14 protein-coding genes are annotated in these 14,496 nt (G+C 62.5%); 11 read left to right on the top strand and 3 right to left on the bottom strand.

Annotation, left to right across the window (positions count from 1 at the left end; translation table 11 throughout):
- Window positions 1-51: 51 nt before the first annotated feature.
- The 11 genes from MK6180000_RS04840 to MK6180000_RS04790 all read left to right on the top strand — a co-directional run bounded on the left by MK6180000_RS04840 (window position 52) and on the right by MK6180000_RS04790 (window position 11,122).
- Entirely contained in the window at window positions 52-1,164 is a 1,113-nt protein-coding gene (locus tag MK6180000_RS04840; RefSeq protein WP_138933710.1) for a pseudouridine synthase, read from the top strand.
- Between the two features lie 109 nt (window positions 1,165-1,273).
- Window positions 1,274-2,092 carry a TerC family protein gene (locus MK6180000_RS04835; protein ID WP_138933709.1) on the top strand — a complete coding sequence of 273 codons (819 nt, stop codon included), beginning with the start codon at window positions 1,274-1,276 and terminating at the stop codon, window positions 2,090-2,092.
- 85 nt (window positions 2,093-2,177) lie between these two features.
- Window positions 2,178-2,393, top strand: coding sequence for a hypothetical protein (locus MK6180000_RS04830; RefSeq protein WP_138933708.1), 216 nt, complete (start codon window positions 2,178-2,180; stop codon window positions 2,391-2,393).
- Between the two features lie 4 nt (window positions 2,394-2,397).
- On the top strand, window positions 2,398-3,300 hold the full coding sequence (locus MK6180000_RS04825) for a 5-bromo-4-chloroindolyl phosphate hydrolysis family protein (protein ID WP_138933707.1): 903 nt from the start codon (window positions 2,398-2,400) through the stop codon (window positions 3,298-3,300).
- Entirely contained in the window at window positions 3,300-4,496 is a 1,197-nt protein-coding gene (locus tag MK6180000_RS04820; RefSeq protein ID WP_138933706.1) for a toxic anion resistance protein, read from the top strand. Before MK6180000_RS04825 ends, MK6180000_RS04820 begins: the two co-directional genes overlap by 1 nt.
- Before the next feature lie 6 nt (window positions 4,497-4,502).
- On the top strand, window positions 4,503-5,462 hold the full coding sequence (locus MK6180000_RS04815; RefSeq protein ID WP_138933705.1) for a DUF2927 domain-containing protein: 960 nt from the start codon (window positions 4,503-4,505) through the stop codon (window positions 5,460-5,462).
- A gap of 80 nt (window positions 5,463-5,542) precedes the next feature.
- Window positions 5,543-6,670, top strand: a complete 1,128-nt coding sequence (locus MK6180000_RS04810; protein WP_138933704.1) for an SPFH domain-containing protein — start codon at window positions 5,543-5,545, stop codon at window positions 6,668-6,670.
- 51 nt (window positions 6,671-6,721) lie between these two features.
- A complete protein-coding gene (locus tag MK6180000_RS04805; protein ID WP_138933703.1) occupies window positions 6,722-7,867 on the top strand; it encodes a TFIIB-type zinc ribbon-containing protein in 1,146 nt (381 codons plus the stop codon).
- 76 nt (window positions 7,868-7,943) lie between these two features.
- Window positions 7,944-8,843 carry a DMT family transporter gene (locus MK6180000_RS04800; RefSeq protein WP_246040432.1) on the top strand — a complete coding sequence of 300 codons (900 nt, stop codon included), beginning with the start codon at window positions 7,944-7,946 and terminating at the stop codon, window positions 8,841-8,843.
- A gap of 46 nt (window positions 8,844-8,889) precedes the next feature.
- Window positions 8,890-9,327, top strand: coding sequence for a D-aminoacyl-tRNA deacylase (dtd, locus tag MK6180000_RS04795; RefSeq protein ID WP_138933702.1), 438 nt, complete (start codon window positions 8,890-8,892; stop codon window positions 9,325-9,327).
- A 223-nt stretch (window positions 9,328-9,550) separates the two neighbouring features.
- Window positions 9,551-11,122, top strand: coding sequence for a DEAD/DEAH box helicase (locus tag MK6180000_RS04790; RefSeq protein ID WP_138933701.1), 1,572 nt, complete (start codon window positions 9,551-9,553; stop codon window positions 11,120-11,122).
- A gap of 106 nt (window positions 11,123-11,228) precedes the next feature.
- Here MK6180000_RS04790 and MK6180000_RS04785 read toward each other — a convergent pair whose 3' ends face one another.
- From MK6180000_RS04785 to MK6180000_RS04775, 3 genes are read right to left on the bottom strand one after another with little or no spacing between them, the layout of a single operon-like run.
- A complete protein-coding gene (locus MK6180000_RS04785) occupies window positions 11,229-12,896 on the bottom strand; it encodes a ribonuclease J (RefSeq protein ID WP_138933700.1) in 1,668 nt (555 codons plus the stop codon).
- Between the two features lie 6 nt (window positions 12,897-12,902).
- Window positions 12,903-13,673 carry a type III pantothenate kinase gene (locus MK6180000_RS04780; RefSeq protein WP_138933699.1) on the bottom strand — a complete coding sequence of 257 codons (771 nt, stop codon included), beginning with the start codon at window positions 13,671-13,673 and terminating at the stop codon, window positions 12,903-12,905.
- The gene (locus MK6180000_RS04775) at window positions 13,673-14,431 is read right to left on the bottom strand and encodes a biotin--[acetyl-CoA-carboxylase] ligase (RefSeq protein ID WP_138933698.1); all 759 of its coding nucleotides are present in this window, start codon (window positions 14,429-14,431) and stop codon (window positions 13,673-13,675) included. The genes MK6180000_RS04780 and MK6180000_RS04775 overlap by 1 nt, the downstream gene beginning before the upstream one ends.
- Window positions 14,432-14,496 lie beyond the last annotated feature (65 nt).

Below are 14,496 nucleotides of genomic sequence, written 5' to 3'. Positions count from 1 at the left end.
GCCCCGCGATAGACGCTTTCGCAAGGGGCGCGTTTGGGCTATTCCCGCGCAATGAACAAAAAGCCCCCATCCGCCGACACGCCGACCTCAGCAGGCGCGCCCCCCCCAGAAGGCACACCCGCAGGCGAGCGTATTGCCAAGGTCATCGCCCGCGCCGGCATCGCCAGCCGCCGCGAGGCCGAGCGCCTGATCGAAACCGGCCATGTCACGGTGAACGGCGCCGTCATCAACCGCGCCGCGCTGAACGTGACGCCCCAGGACCGCGTGACCGTCAAGGGCAAGACGTTGGGCGCGCCCGAACCTGCGCGCCTGTGGCTCTATCACAAGCCCTCTGGCCTCGTGACGACCAATAGCGACGAGCAAGGCCGCGTCACCATCTTTGACGAGCTGCCCGATGATCTGCCGCGCGTTATGACAGTTGGGCGGCTCGACATCACCTCCGAGGGGCTGCTTCTTTTGACCAACGATGGCGGGATCAAGCGCAAGCTGGAGTTGCCTAGCACCGGCTGGCTGCGCAAATACCGCGTGCGCGTAAATGGCCGCCCGACAGACGCGACCTTTGCGCCCCTGCGCGAAGGTCTGGTGCTGGACGGCGAGCGATTTCAGCCGATGGCCGTGTCACTGGACCGCCAGCAGGGCGCGAACGCGTGGATCACCTGTGCCATCCGCGAGGGCCGCAACCGCGAGGTGCGCCGCGCGATGGAGGCTGTCGGCCTGACCGTCAACCGCCTGATCCGCGTCAGCTATGGTCCCTTTCAGCTGGGCCAACTGGCGCCCGGTGCTGTTGAGGAAATCCGACCCCGCGTGCTGCGCGACCAGCTAGGCATGGAGACCCCGGACGAGGACGAGACGCCCAAGCCCAAGCCGCGCCCCCGCCGCAAGGCCCCGTCATCGCTGGCGGGCAAGCCCGGCCCGGCATTTCAAGATGCCCCCAAGGGCGGCAGACCGGGCGCGCCGCGATCTGGCAAACCTAGCGATAAGCCGGGTGGAAAACCCGGCGCAAAAACGGGTGCGAAGCCCGCCTTCAAAGGCGGCAAACCCAGCCGCGCGGCCCAAGGCCTAGCGGACACACCGAACAGAGCAGGCGCACCAGCCGCGCCGGGCCGCAAGCCATCCACAAAACCTGCCCGCAAGCCAACTGTGCGGCGCCGCGACCGCGACTGACATTGGAACCATCTGCCGCCTGATAGCTTTGTCCTATGCCGCGCAATAGATAAGCGGCGATCCGCCTATTTCATAACCAGCCCCTTAATCAAATCTATCGGAGCGCCGAATGACCGAACTTCTGACCGCCGAAAACCTCGGCAACTTAATCATGTTATGTTTCCTGCAAGCGGTCCTTGGCTTTGACAATCTGCTCTATATCTCGATCGAATCGCAGCGCGCGCCTGTTGCACAGCAACGGGCAGTGCGATTCTGGGGTATCATCATCGCCGTCGCGCTGCGTGTCGCATTGCTGTTCATAATGGTCCATCTGATCGACCTGCTAGCCGAGCCGTTCTTTATTTTCGCATGGGAGGGCGTGATCGAGGGGGCGGTGAATTTCGCTACATGCGTCTTCATCATTGGCGGTATTTTCATCATGTACACCGCAGTCAAAGAGATCGGACACATGCTGACGATCGAGCATCTGGGCGATGAGATCAGCGCCAAATCGGGCAAATCCGCAACGCGAGTTGTTATGCTTATCGTATTGATGAACCTCATCTTTTCCTTCGATTCGGTACTGTCGGCGCTGGCGATCACCGATGTCTTTGCGGTCCTTGCCTTTGCGATCATCCTTTCGGGCGTGGCGATGCTGGTACTTGCCGACACGGTCACCGAATTTCTCAAGAAAAACCGCATGTATGAGGTGCTGGGCCTCTTCATCCTGCTGATCGTTGGCGTGGTCCTCTTGGGCGAGGCGGGACAGGCGGCGGCACATGCTATGCATGACGACGCGATGGCCCTGCGCTTCTTTGGCTACGAGCTGATCCCAATGTCGAAAACGACGTTCTACTTTAGCGTTGTCGTGCTTGTCGCCGTTGAGGTGATCCAGTCGGGCTATACCCGCAAGCTAAACGCGCAGCGCCGCACTGGCGCACGCCGCTAAGCAAGCATTTGCCGCGCGGTTCCCTCTGGTAACGGCGCGGCGCATCCCCTACCTTTCCACTGCGCACTTACGGAGCGGTCCACCCATGGCAAGGATTTTGCTACTGATATGTCTGGTTGCCGCCATTATAGCGCTCTTGGGCGCGGCAGCGGCAGCATGGACGCGCGCAGCCAACGAGGGGCGACAAGCGGCCAGCGACCTAAGCATCCGGAGCGGAGGAAACAACGTGGAACGAATTAGCTACGCAGCCCTCATCTTGTTGATGCTGGGCGTGACCAGTGGCTTGCTCGGGGGGCTTTGAGACTATGGCGCAGCGGTTTGGCGGTAAATTCAGCCCCGATGGCGATGGCAAAACCGCGCCGCGCGGCCCGCAGCGCCCCCGCGTCGATCCGGTGGGCGCGCGCGCAAATCTGATGTTCGTGCCTGCCGCTGTCGTCCTCTTTGCCTCGCTGGCCAGCGGCGCGGCGGGGCTGGCACTGGGCGCGGCATCGGCGGCGGTGCTGGCGCTGTCTGCATGGCTATTGCGCGACGGCCTACGCGCCGAGGCCGCCTATAACGAACGCAAGATCGCCCGCCGCCCCGGCATCCCGCGCAAAATATTCTCATCAGCACTTGCTGGTATCGGGATCGCACTGGCCGCCCTGTCGGGCGATGGCAGCGTGATGGCGGCTATATTGTATGGCGCCGTCACCACTGGGCTGCATGTCGCCTCCTTCGGCGTCGATCCCCTGCGCAGTAAGGGGATGGAGGGCATAGACACGTTCCAGCAGGACCGCGTCGCGCGCACCGTCCGCGAGGCCGAGGCACTGCTAGTGCAGATGTCTGACGCGATCCTGCGCGCCCGCGACCGCAAGCTTGAGGGCCGCGTTGCCAGCTTTCAGACGACTGTGCGCGACATGCTGCGCACGCTAGAGGACGACCCGCGCGACCTGAGCGCCGCGCGCCGCTATACGGGCGTCTATCTGATGGGCGCGCGCGATGCGACGATCCGCTTTGCCGACCTCTATTCGCGCAGCCAAGACGAGGCCGCACGTGCAGATTATCTGGCGCTGCTTGACGATCTAGAGGAAAATTTCGCGGCAAAGACGCAAAAGTTATTACAAAACGATCAGGGCGCGCTGGAGGTCGAAATCAGCGTGCTGCGCGACCGGCTGGAACGCGAAGGCGTCCACCTGCCCAGAACATCCAAATCACAAGAGGACACATAATGCCCGAATCCGTGCGCCAACAGGCCGAAGCCAGCCTTGCCGAAGTCACCGCAGTCAGCCAGCACATCCTGCCTGAACCGCAGGACGCCAACGCCATCGTGCCGCTAAAGGACGCGGGCAAAAAAGGCGGAGCAGAGATCAAGCGCCGCATGGCCGAGATCGACATGGACGACACCCAGTCCATCGTCTCGTTCGGGTCCGCAGCGCAGGCCGAGTTGCAGGAAATCTCGCAATCCATGCTGGAGGGCGTGCGCAATAAGGATGTCGGCCCCGCCGGCGACAGTTTGCGCGGAATCGTCACCACGATCCGCGGTTTTTCTGTGTCCGAGCTGGACGTGCGCCGCGAGCAGTCTTGGTGGGAAAAGCTGCTGGGCCGCGCCGCCCCCTTTGCCAAGTTCACCGCCAAGTTCGAGACGGTTCAGGCGCAGATTGACAAGGTCACCGACGATCTGCTGCGCCACGAACATGTGCTGCTAAAAGATATCAAGTCGCTGGACATGCTGTATGACCGCACGCTGACATTCTACGACGAGCTGGCCCTCTATATCGCCGCCGGCGAAGAGAAAATCCGCCTGCTGGATACGGGCGACATTCCCGCCAAGGAGGCTGAGGTCAAGAAGGCCCCCGAGGACGATCAGGTGATGAAGGCCCAGGAGCTGCGCGACCTGCGTGCCGCCCGCGACGATCTGGAGCGCCGGGTGCACGACCTCAAACTGACGCGCCAAGTGACGATGCAATCGCTACCCTCGATCCGGCTGGTGCAGGAAAACGACAAGAGCCTCGTGACCAAGATTAACTCGACCCTCGTCAACACAGTGCCGTTGTGGGAAACGCAGCTGGCGCAGGCCGTCACCATCCAGCGCAGCGCCGAGGCCGCAGAGGCCGTGCGCGGTGCCAATGATCTGACGAACGAATTGCTGACGTCGAATGCTGCCAATCTGCGCCAAAGCAACAAGGTCATCCGGCAAGAGATGGAGCGCGGCGTCTTTGACATCGAGGCTGTGAAAAAGGCCAACGCAGACCTGATCGGCACCATTCAGGAAAGCCTGCAAATCGCGGACGAGGGCAAAGCCCGCCGCGCCGCCGCCGAAGAGGATCTGAAAAAGATGGAGGCAGAGCTGCGCGATACGCTGGCCTCGGCCAAGGCGCGCAAGACCGGGCTGGGCGATACCGTCGCCGCCTCGGCGAAGGGCTAAGCGGTCATGCGGGCGGGTATACTTAGGGCGCTTTGCGGCGCGGCGAGCCTTGCGATGTTCGCCGCCTGCGCCGACATGACGCCGCCGCCCGCGACCAAGCCGGAGGCGCGGCCATCAGCGCTAAAGCCGGTGGCCGCCACTCAGAAACCCCCGTCGGAGCGCAGCCAGATCCTTGCCGCGCATTACAGCCGGGTTCAGGCCAGTCTGCTGGCGCAAGGGCTGCTGCGCACAGGCGGCGGCGGTATCGACACGCCCTATACAGACACCGACCTGATGCGCAATTTTGAGGCGATTGCCTTTCACGATGAATACGCGCGCGACCGGGGGCTGACCCCCGCCGATGGCCGCTCGGGCGGCCTGCGCAAATGGACTGTCCCGGTGCGCATGACGACCGAATTTGGCGCGTCCGTCCCTCTTGCGCAGCGCAAGATCGACACGGCGATGGTCACGGACTATGCGGCCCGCCTTGCGCGCGTGACAGGCCATTCGATCACCGCTGACGCCGGGGCTGCGGCCAATTTTAACGTCCTTTTTATGGGCGAGGATGACCGCGAACAGGCGATAAACCGCATCCGCGCGCTGGTGCCCAACATCAGCCCTGCCTCGCTGGATCTTTTTCGCACGCTACCGCGCTCGATCCATTGCCTCGTGGTCGCGTTTTCCGGCAATAATGACGACTACACCTATCGCCGCGCCATCGCCTTTGTGCGGTCCGAGCATCCTGATTTACTGCGCAAGTCCTGCATTCATGAGGAACTGGCGCAGGGCCTCGGCCTTGCCAATGACAGCCCGCGCGCGCGGCCCTCGATCTTTAACGATGATGACGAATTCGCGCTGCTGACCACCCATGACGAGGAGTTGCTGCGCCTGCTTTATTCCCCGCGCCTGAAACCGGGGATGAGCTTTGACGTTGCGCGCCCGATCCTGACCCAGCTGATCGCTGAAAGGCGCGGCGGGAACAGCTAAACCAGCCGCCTCTCGCTTGGCAGCGAGGGGCAGATATGCTTCACTCTGCCGCAACTCAACCCGATGAAGGACTACACGCCATGGGCATTTTCGATTTTCTGACCGGCGAATTCATCGACGTCATTCACTGGACGGACGACACCCGCGATACCATGGTCTGGCGTTTTCAGCGCGAGGGCCATGAGATCAAGTATGGCGCCAAGCTGACCGTCCGCGAGGGGCAGGCCGCCGTATTCGTGCACGAGGGGCAATTGGCCGATGTGTTCACGCCGGGCCTATATATGCTTGAGACGAATAACATGCCGGTGATGACGACGCTCCAGCACTGGGATCATGGGTTCAAAAGCCCGTTCAAGTCTGAGGTCTATTTCGTCAACACGACGCGCTTTAACAATCTGAAATGGGGCACGAAGAACCCCATCATGCTGCGTGATCCCGAATTTGGCCCGACGCGTATCCGGGCGTTCGGCACTTACACGGTGCGCGTGACCGATCCGGCCCGCTTCTTGCAGGAAATCGTCGGCACTGACGGCGAATTCACAATGGACGAGATCAGCTACCAGATTCGCAATATCATCGTGCAGGAGTTCAGCCGCGCAATCGCCTCATCCGGCATCCCGGTGCTGGACATGGCCGCCAATACCGCCGATCTGGGCAAGCTGGTGGCAGCCGCCATCAGCCAGACAATCGACGCGTACGGCCTGACCATCCCCGAGCTCTATATCGAGAATATCTCACTGCCGCCCGCAGTCGAGAAGGCATTGGACAAGCGGACGTCCGTTGGCCTTGCTGGTGATTTGGGTGCCTACACGCAGTATTCAGCAGCAGAGGCCATGACCGAAGCAGCGAGCAATCCGTCCGGCGGCGGCATGGGTGCTGGCCTTGGTATGGGAATGGGCATGGCAATGGCGCAGCAGTTGGCAGGGCAATCGGGCCCATGGGGTCCGCGCCCGGCGCAATCGCCGCAGTCGGCTTCTCAGTCGCCACCGCCGGCGCCCACCCCCGAGCGGGTCTGGCACATCGCCGAGAACGGCGAGACGCGCGGGCCATACTCGCGCGCCGCGATGGGCCGCATGGCAGGAAACGGCGAACTGGCGCGCAGCGCAATGGTCTGGACAGCCGGCCAAGACGGCTGGCTACCTGCCGAGGACGTGGCCGAGTTGGCGCAACTCTTTACCGTGATGCCGCCGCCCCCGCCGCCTGCCTAAAATCTTCGGCTTTCACCGTTTTATCCACCCCCAGACCAAATCGGCCACCTCATGCCCTCGCCCGCCCCCGGCAAAGACGCCGCTGCACAGCACCGCTTCCCTTGCGACACCTGCGGTGCTGACATGCGCTATGCACCGGGCAGCGGTGTGGATGGCGGCCAAGGCGGCGGCGCGCTGATATGCGACTTCTGCGGCAACCGCGAAGAGATCGCAGGCCCCGGCCCGTGGGAAAACACCCTGAACGAACAAGATCTGGCCGCTGCCCTCGCCGCGCCCGAGGCTAGCGCCGAAACTGAGACGCGCGCCCTGCTATCGTGCCCCAATTGCGGCGCCGAGGTCGCCTTGGCGGGTGATAGCCACGCGGGCGAATGTCCGTTTTGCGCGACGCCCATGGTCGCCGGGACAGGCACCCAGCGGCGGATCAAGCCGCGCGGCGTTCTGCCCTTCGGCCTAGACGAAAAGACGGCGCATAACGCCATGGCCGACTGGCTGGGCAAGCTGTGGTTCGCGCCCTCAGGCCTCAAGGATTACGCGCGCAAGGGCCGCAAACTGGACGGCATCTATGTGCCGTATTGGACCTTCGACGCGGCCACACGCTCGCAATATCGCGGTGAGCGCGGCACGGTCTATTACGAGACGCGCACAGTGATGCGCGACGGCAAACGGCAGACCATCCGCGTGGCCAAGGTGCGTTGGCGCAGCGTGTCTGGCCGCGTGGCGCGCGCCTTTGATGATATTCTGGTTCTAGCCTCGCACGCTCTGCCCAAGCGCTATACCGACGGCCTGCCGCCTTGGGATCTGGGCGCGCTGGAGCCATATAACCCCGAATACCTCGCCGGTTTTGCCGCCGAGGCGTATACTGTTCCGCTCAAGGACGGCTATGTCGAGGCGCGCGTGCATATGGACAACGTCATCGCGCGCGACGTGAAATTCGACATTGGCGGCGATCGCCAGCGTATCCACGCGGTCGAGACGCAAGTCGACGACGCCTCGTTCAAACATATCCTGCTGCCCGTCTGGATGGCCGCTTACAAATATCGCGGACGCAGCTATCGCTTTGTCGTTAATGGCCGCACTGGCCGCGTGCAGGGCGAGCGTCCTTGGTCGGCATGGAAGATCGCCTTTGCCGTTCTGGTCGGTCTTTTGATCGCCGGTGCTGTCGGCTTTGCCATGGCCGTGCAACAGGGCGCGCTTTGACGCATATTCCGTCCAAGGTGCCTATTGCGCAGGAAACGGGTCGCGCCGCGCGGCTGCGGCAGGGCATCTGGCCGTTATGACATCCCATAACATCACCCCGGCCTCTGCTATCATGTTGATTCTGCTCGCTGCGATTTGGGGCGGCTCATTTGTATTTGCGGAAATTGCACTGCGCGAGGTGCCGCCGCTGACGATCGCGCTGCACCGCCTGCTATGGGCGTTGCCTATCCTTGCACTGGTGGTGCGCTTGCGCCGCATCCCGCTGCCGCGCAGTCCGCGCATTTGGGGTGCGTATCTTGTAATGGGCGGGCTGAACAATGCGCTGCCCTTTTCGCTAATCGTGTGGGGCCAGACCCGCATTGAGGCCGGTCTTGCCTCAATCCTGATTGGGACCACTGCTGTCTTTGGCGCGGTTGCGGCGGGCATCCTGCTGAGAGACGAGCCGCTGACCGCGCCCAAGATCGCGGGCGCAGCGCTCGGCCTCGCTGGTGTGGCCGTTGTGATGGGGCCAAGCGTCCTGCACGCGTGGGACCCGCGCGATATGGCGCAGCTCGCGATCATTGGCGCGGCGCTTTGCTATGCGTTGGCGGGGTGCTGGGCGCGTATTTACCTGTCGGGCCAAACACTTCAGATGAACGCCTTAGGGATGGTTGCTGGCGGCACCTTAATCATGGTGCCTGTCGTGCTAATGGTCGACGGCGTGCCGCGTGTCGATCTGTCGCCGGGCACGTGGGCCGCGCTTTTGGGGCTTGCCGTTCTGTCGACCTCCCTCGCCTATCTGCTCTATTTTGCGATTCTGGCGCGGGTAGGCTCGGGAAACCTGATGCTGGTCACGCTTCTGATCCCGCCGTTCGCCGTCAGCCTCGGCGCTGCCTTTCTGGGCGAAGTGCTAAGCGCGTCGGCGCTGATCGGCTTTGGCGTTATCGCCCTTGGGATTATCGTGACCGACGGGCGCGCGCTGCGGTGGCGGCGATGAGCGCTGTGCTGCGGGCGCCCAGCACACCCCTCAAAAGGAGCCGCCCATGCGCGCCTTGATCCAACGCGTCACCAGCGCATCTGTCACAGTGAACGGCCAAATCATAGGCAGCACCGGACCCGGCTTGCTGGTCCTTGTCTGCGCGATGCAGGGCGACGATGCCGCCCGCGCGGACGCACTGGCCGCCAAGATCGCCAAGCTGCGGATTTTCACCGACAGCGCGGACAAGATGAACCTCTCAGTTCAGGACATAGGCGGCAGCGCGCTGGTCGTCAGCCAGTTTACCCTGGCCGCCGACACACGCAGCGGCAATCGTCCCGGCTTCTCTGCCGCCGCCCCGCCGGACGAGGGGCGCGCGCTCTACGAGCATTTCACCCAAAGCCTGCGCGCACACGGCGTGCCATGCGAAACCGGTCGCTTCGGTGCCTCAATGCAGGTCGCGCTGACAAATGACGGGCCCGTGACGATCTGGATGGACGTATGAGGGGGGCACGAAATTGCAGGAAAACCCAATTAGTGCTCAAATCGTGACAATCAGGGCGAAATGCGGCTGATTGACCACCTTATAGCGCAGCCGATTGACCATTTGCCCAAACATGGGATAAATGCGCCCCAAGGGTCCCCATATGTGGAGAACCACAGGGCCGTACGGGCCTGGACCCAATCAGACGTACGGGCCAAGTCGTGTCCGTAAGCCACGGATATACATGACAAAATTTTCTGATCTCAATCTGAGCCCCAAAGTACTCAAGGCCATCGACGAGGCCGGGTACACCACCCCCACACCCATTCAGGCCGGCGCGATTCCCCCCGCGCTTGAGGGACGTGACGTTTTGGGCATCGCTCAGACCGGCACGGGCAAGACGGCTGGTTTCGTGCTCCCTATGATCACGCTACTGGCGCGCGGCAGGGCGCGGGCGCGCATGCCCCGTTCGTTGGTGCTATGCCCCACGCGCGAATTAGCGGCGCAGGTGGCCGAGAATTTCGACACCTATTCCAAGCATGTGAAGCTGACCAAGGCGCTGCTGATTGGCGGTGTGTCGTTCAAGGAGCAGGACAAGCTGATCGACAAGGGCGTCGACGTCCTGATCGCCACGCCCGGCCGCCTTCTGGACCATTTTGAGCGCGGCAAGCTGCTGCTGACCGGCGTGCAGATCATGGTCGTCGACGAGGCTGACCGCATGCTGGACATGGGTTTCATCCCAGATATTGAGCGGATCTTCAGCCTGACGCCCTTCACGCGCCAGACGCTGTTTTTCAGCGCGACGATGGCGCCTGAGATTGAGCGCATCACCAACACCTTCCTCAGCAATCCCGAGCGGGTCGAGGTCGCGCGCCAAGCCACTGCAAGCGAAACCATTGAACAAGGCGTCGTCATGTTCCGGGCCGCCCGGCGCGGCGGCGAGGCCACCGAAAAGCGGAATGTCCTGCGCAAGATGATCGACGGCGAGGGCGACAAGTGCACCAACGCCATCGTGTTCTGCAATCGCAAGATTGACGTCGACGCAGTCGCCAAGTCGCTGAAAAAGCACGGCTATGACGCCGCACCTATTCACGGCGATCTGGAGCAGAGCCAGCGCACACGCACGCTTGACGGCTTTCGTGCGGGCGATCTTCGCATCCTCGTTGCCTCTGATGTGGCCGCGCGCGGTCTGGACGTCCCGGCGGTCAGCCATGTGTTCAACTTTGACGTGCCATCGCACCCCGAAGATTACGTCCATCGTATCGGCCGCACAGGCCGCGCGGGACGCGACGGCAAGGCGATGATGATCTGCGCGCCGAAGGACGAGAAAAATATGGCGGCTATCGAAGCTTTGATCCAAAAGACCATCCCGCGCTTGGCAAACCCATTGGGCCAGCCTGCCGAGGTGGCTCCTGCGCCGGTAGAGGCAGACGGCGGCGACAAGCCGTCCAAGCCGCGCCGGTCGCGCAGCCGCAAGAAGCCCGAAGAGGCGCAGCCTGTCGAAGCACAGGCCGTCGTGGACACCCCTGCCGTGACCGAGGAGGCGCCGCAGTCTGAGCCGCAGCAGTCTGCCCCTCAGCAGGCCGAGCCGCAGCAACCGCAGCAGCAACCTGAGCAGGCGCAGCGCGCCAACGACAACGCGCCCGCACCCGATGCACAGCAAGACGCGAAGCCATCCCGTTCGCGCAGCCGCGGTGGGCGCGGTCGCTCGGGTGGTGGTGGCGGCGGTGGCAATGACCACAACAAGGTCGTCGGAATGGGCGATCACATGCCTAGCTTTATCGCGCTCAGCTTTGAGGATCGCCGCCCAGATTAATTCTGGGTGGCCGCCTCCGGCCCAAGCAGACGTCCAAAACGCAAAACGCCCCGACCACCTAAAATGGCCGGGGCGTTTTCTTGTCTAGCGCCGGGTTAGCGCCGTCTCAGGTGAGACGGCTGATGATCACCGTCACCTCAGGCTTCTTGCCGATCTCGCCGCTGGCGGATTGGCGCGCAACGCGGCGCAGCTCTTCCTCTAGCTTGTCGTCATCGGCCCGCAGACGCGCGGGAGCGCGGCCTAGGAACTGGCTCAGATCCTCTTCCAACACATCCAGAAGCGGCGCGCCGGATGTCCCTGTCTCGGCCAAGCCCTTGATTTCGCACCAGGGATCGCCAAGGCTCTCGTTGTCATCATCAAGGATGATATTGACCGTGATGTGCCCGTTCAAAGCCATGCGAATACGGTCGCGCACGACGCCGTCCAGTGCGCCAACACGGACAGAGCCGTCCAGATAAGTCCGCCCCGTTTCGATATGCTCGACCACGACAGGTGTCTGTGCCGTTAGGTCAATCATCATGCCATTCACAGCCATCACACCGCGCAGACGCTTGGCCTCGCAGATTTTCACATGCTCGCGCAGGTGGCGATGCTCGCCGTGCATCGGCACAACCATCTGAGGCTTGATCAGCTCGTGCATCTTTTCGATATCGGGGCGATTTGCGTGACCCGACACGTGATAGCGCCCGGCATCGTCGTCAACGATATCGACGCCTTTTTCCGAAAACTGGTTCATGATGCGAATGACGCCGCGCTCATTGCCGGGGATCGTCTTGGATGAAAAGAGAAACGTATCCCCCTGCTTCATCTTGATCCCCTGATACTTGCCGTTGGCCAGTTGCGCGGACGCGGCGCGACGCTCGCCCTGCGATCCGGTGACAATCAGCATAACGCTCTCGCGCGGCAGGGTCTTGGCCTCCTCGGGGGTGATCGTGGCTGGGAATTTCTTTAAAACGCCAGTCTCGATTGATGCATCGACCATACGGCGCATGGCGCGGCCCATCAGGCACACGCTACGGCCAGCACGCTGTCCCGCCTCGGCCAACGTTTTCACGCGGGCCACGTTGCTGGCAAATGTCGTCGCGGCGATCATCCCCTTGGCGGATGCCACCAGCTTCTCGATCTCGGGGCCAACTGTTGCCTCGGACCGTCCCTCATTTGTGCTAAAGACGTTGGTTGAATCGCACATTAGCGCCAAAACGCCGTCCTTGGCGATTTCCTCGAACATCGCATGGTTAAACGCCTCGCCAACGCCCGGATCGGTGTCGATCTTGAAGTCGCCAGAATGCACGATGCGGCCTTTGGGCGTGTCGATCACAAGGCCCGAGCTTTCGGGGATCGAGTGCGAAATCGGCACGAAACTCACCTTGAACGGACCGGCATCTGTCATCTTGGGCCAGGGCGAGACGACCTTGACCGCCTTTTCGGGGTGACCATGCTCGGCCAGCTTGCGCCGCGCGATATTGGCGGTAAAGGCGCGGGCATAGATCGGCGCGTCCAGTTGCGAATAATAGTGGGCGACGGCGCCGACATGATCCTCATGCGCGTGCGTGACGAAAATCGCCTCCAGATCGTTCTTGCGTTTAATCAGCCAAGTCATGTCCGGCAGGATCAGGTCAACACCGGGACTCGTGTCCATATCGGGGAAGGTGACGCCCAGATCGACCAGGATCAGCTTTTCCTTGCCGGGTTTGCCATAGCCATAGACATATGCGTTCATGCCAATTTCGCCCGCCCCTCCCAGGGGCAGGTAGATCACTCGTTCGTTGCTCATTCGGCGTTAGCCTTTCTTGTTGTATTCATGGATCACGGTCAGGCCGTGCATTGTCAGATCATCTTCAATTTCATCGAAAAGGTCGGCCCCTTGGGCGAAGAGCGGTGCCAGTCCGCCGGTGCCAATCACTTTCATCGGGCGCGCATATTCGGCCCGGATTTTTTCACATAGGCCTCTTACTAGCCCGATATAGCCCCAATAGACGCCTGACTGCATACAGTCGACCGTATTTGTCCCGATGACGCGCGGCGGCATGGTCACATCCACGTGCGGCAACGCCGCAGCGGCCAGATGCAGCGCCTCAAGGCTAAGGTTCACCCCCGGCGCGATCACGCCTCCGACGTAGGCGCCGTCACTGGCCACCACGTCAAATGTAGTGGCCGTGCCGAAATCAACCACGATCAGATCGCCGCCATGGCGCGAATAGGCCCCTGCGGTATTAACCAGCCGGTCCGGCCCCACCAGCGTGCCCGCATCGACGCGCGGTGGCACCGGAAGCGCGCATTCAGGCTTGCCCACCACCATCGGGCGGCAGCCAAAGAAGCGGTCGGCGAAGACGCGTAGGTTGAACACCACGCGCGGAACCGTGGACGAAATGATGACATCGGTAATGTCGACATTGATCCCATAATGCGTGACCAGCGTGTGATACCATGTGAAATACGCGTCCGCCGTGCGCGCATGATGCGTTGATGTTCGCAGCGTGCAGAGGAATTCCGATCCGTCCCAGATGGAAAAGACTGTGTTGGTGTTCCCGCAATCAATCGCCAGCAGCATCAGCCCGCCTCATTTTCGAAAAATACGTCAGCCGCAGAGATGGTCCGCCGCCCATCAGGCGTAGTTAAGACCAGATTGCCGTTTTCGTCCACGTCGTCGAACCGGCCGCGGATCTCGTCTCGCATCGTGCGCGCAGTCACGTCCTGGCCCATGCGCGCCGCCCTCTTTAGCCACGCGGCCCGGATCGGGCCAAATCCCGCATCCGCGAACACCGCCTCGCGCAGGGCATACGCGTGGGCCAAATGGTTCAGTAACGCCTCAGGCTCAACCTGCAACCCTGTCCCGGCGCGCAGTGATATGGGCGCAATCACTGACGCGCCCGGTTCTGGCGCATGGCTCAGGTTGACGCCAAAGCCGATCACAAGGTAATCCATCCGCGCGCCCGCGCCTGCGCCTTCCAGCAGTATCCCCGCCAGTTTACCGACGCCCAGCAGCACATCGTTCGGCCATTTCAGCGCCAGATCCGCACCCGGCGCCAGCGCGCTCAGCGCATCATATAGCGCCAGCGCCGCCACAAACGATCGCAGTGCCGCCTGCGCAGGAGCTTCCGCAGGCTTCAGCACCAAAGACGCCGCAAAATTTCCTGTCGGATCGCTCCAGGCCCGCCCACGCCGCCCGCGGCCCGCCAGCTGCCGCTTGGCAAATATCCACGTCGGTCCTGCCAGACCCGAGGCCAGCCGTAAACCTTCGGCATTGGTGCTATCGACCTCAGCCATAACGCGCCGCCCGTATCCCTCTGGCCAGTCCAGCTCATTCATCTTGCTACAACTACTCCAGCGCGCCGCACGCGCAGACAAACGGGCGGCCAAAAACGAAAGCGACG

The sequence above is a fragment of the Roseovarius arcticus genome (assembly GCF_006125015.1).
Classification (GTDB): Bacteria; Pseudomonadota; Alphaproteobacteria; order Rhodobacterales; family Rhodobacteraceae; genus Roseovarius; species Roseovarius arcticus.
Note: the sequence above shows the minus strand (reverse complement) of the source record. Positions and strands in the feature narration are given on the sequence as shown.

Excerpts from the sequence above, each read along its gene's own strand:
- MK6180000_RS04780 (WP_138933699.1), bottom strand. The coding sequence starts at position 13,673 with ATGCTGCTGGCGATTGATTGCGGGAACACCAACACAGTCTTTTCCATC.
- MK6180000_RS04785 (WP_138933700.1), bottom strand. The coding sequence starts at position 12,896 with ATGAGCAACGAACGAGTGATCTACCTGCCCCTGGGAGGGGCGGGCGAA.
- dtd (WP_138933702.1), top strand. The coding sequence starts at position 8,890 with ATGCGCGCCTTGATCCAACGCGTCACCAGCGCATCTGTCACAGTGAAC.
- MK6180000_RS04800 (WP_246040432.1), top strand. The coding sequence starts at position 7,944 with ATGACATCCCATAACATCACCCCGGCCTCTGCTATCATGTTGATTCTG.
- MK6180000_RS04825 (WP_138933707.1), top strand. The coding sequence starts at position 2,398 with ATGGCGCAGCGGTTTGGCGGTAAATTCAGCCCCGATGGCGATGGCAAA.
- MK6180000_RS04840 (WP_138933710.1), top strand. The coding sequence starts at position 52 with ATGAACAAAAAGCCCCCATCCGCCGACACGCCGACCTCAGCAGGCGCG.
- MK6180000_RS04775 (WP_138933698.1), bottom strand. The coding sequence starts at position 14,431 with ATGAATGAGCTGGACTGGCCAGAGGGATACGGGCGGCGCGTTATGGCT.
- MK6180000_RS04820 (WP_138933706.1), top strand. The coding sequence starts at position 3,300 with ATGCCCGAATCCGTGCGCCAACAGGCCGAAGCCAGCCTTGCCGAAGTC.
- MK6180000_RS04805 (WP_138933703.1), top strand. The coding sequence starts at position 6,722 with ATGCCCTCGCCCGCCCCCGGCAAAGACGCCGCTGCACAGCACCGCTTC.
- MK6180000_RS04830 (WP_138933708.1), top strand. The coding sequence starts at position 2,178 with ATGGCAAGGATTTTGCTACTGATATGTCTGGTTGCCGCCATTATAGCG.
- MK6180000_RS04835 (WP_138933709.1), top strand. The coding sequence starts at position 1,274 with ATGACCGAACTTCTGACCGCCGAAAACCTCGGCAACTTAATCATGTTA.
- MK6180000_RS04815 (WP_138933705.1), top strand. The coding sequence starts at position 4,503 with ATGCGGGCGGGTATACTTAGGGCGCTTTGCGGCGCGGCGAGCCTTGCG.
- MK6180000_RS04810 (WP_138933704.1), top strand. The coding sequence starts at position 5,543 with ATGGGCATTTTCGATTTTCTGACCGGCGAATTCATCGACGTCATTCAC.
- MK6180000_RS04790 (WP_138933701.1), top strand. The coding sequence starts at position 9,551 with ATGACAAAATTTTCTGATCTCAATCTGAGCCCCAAAGTACTCAAGGCC.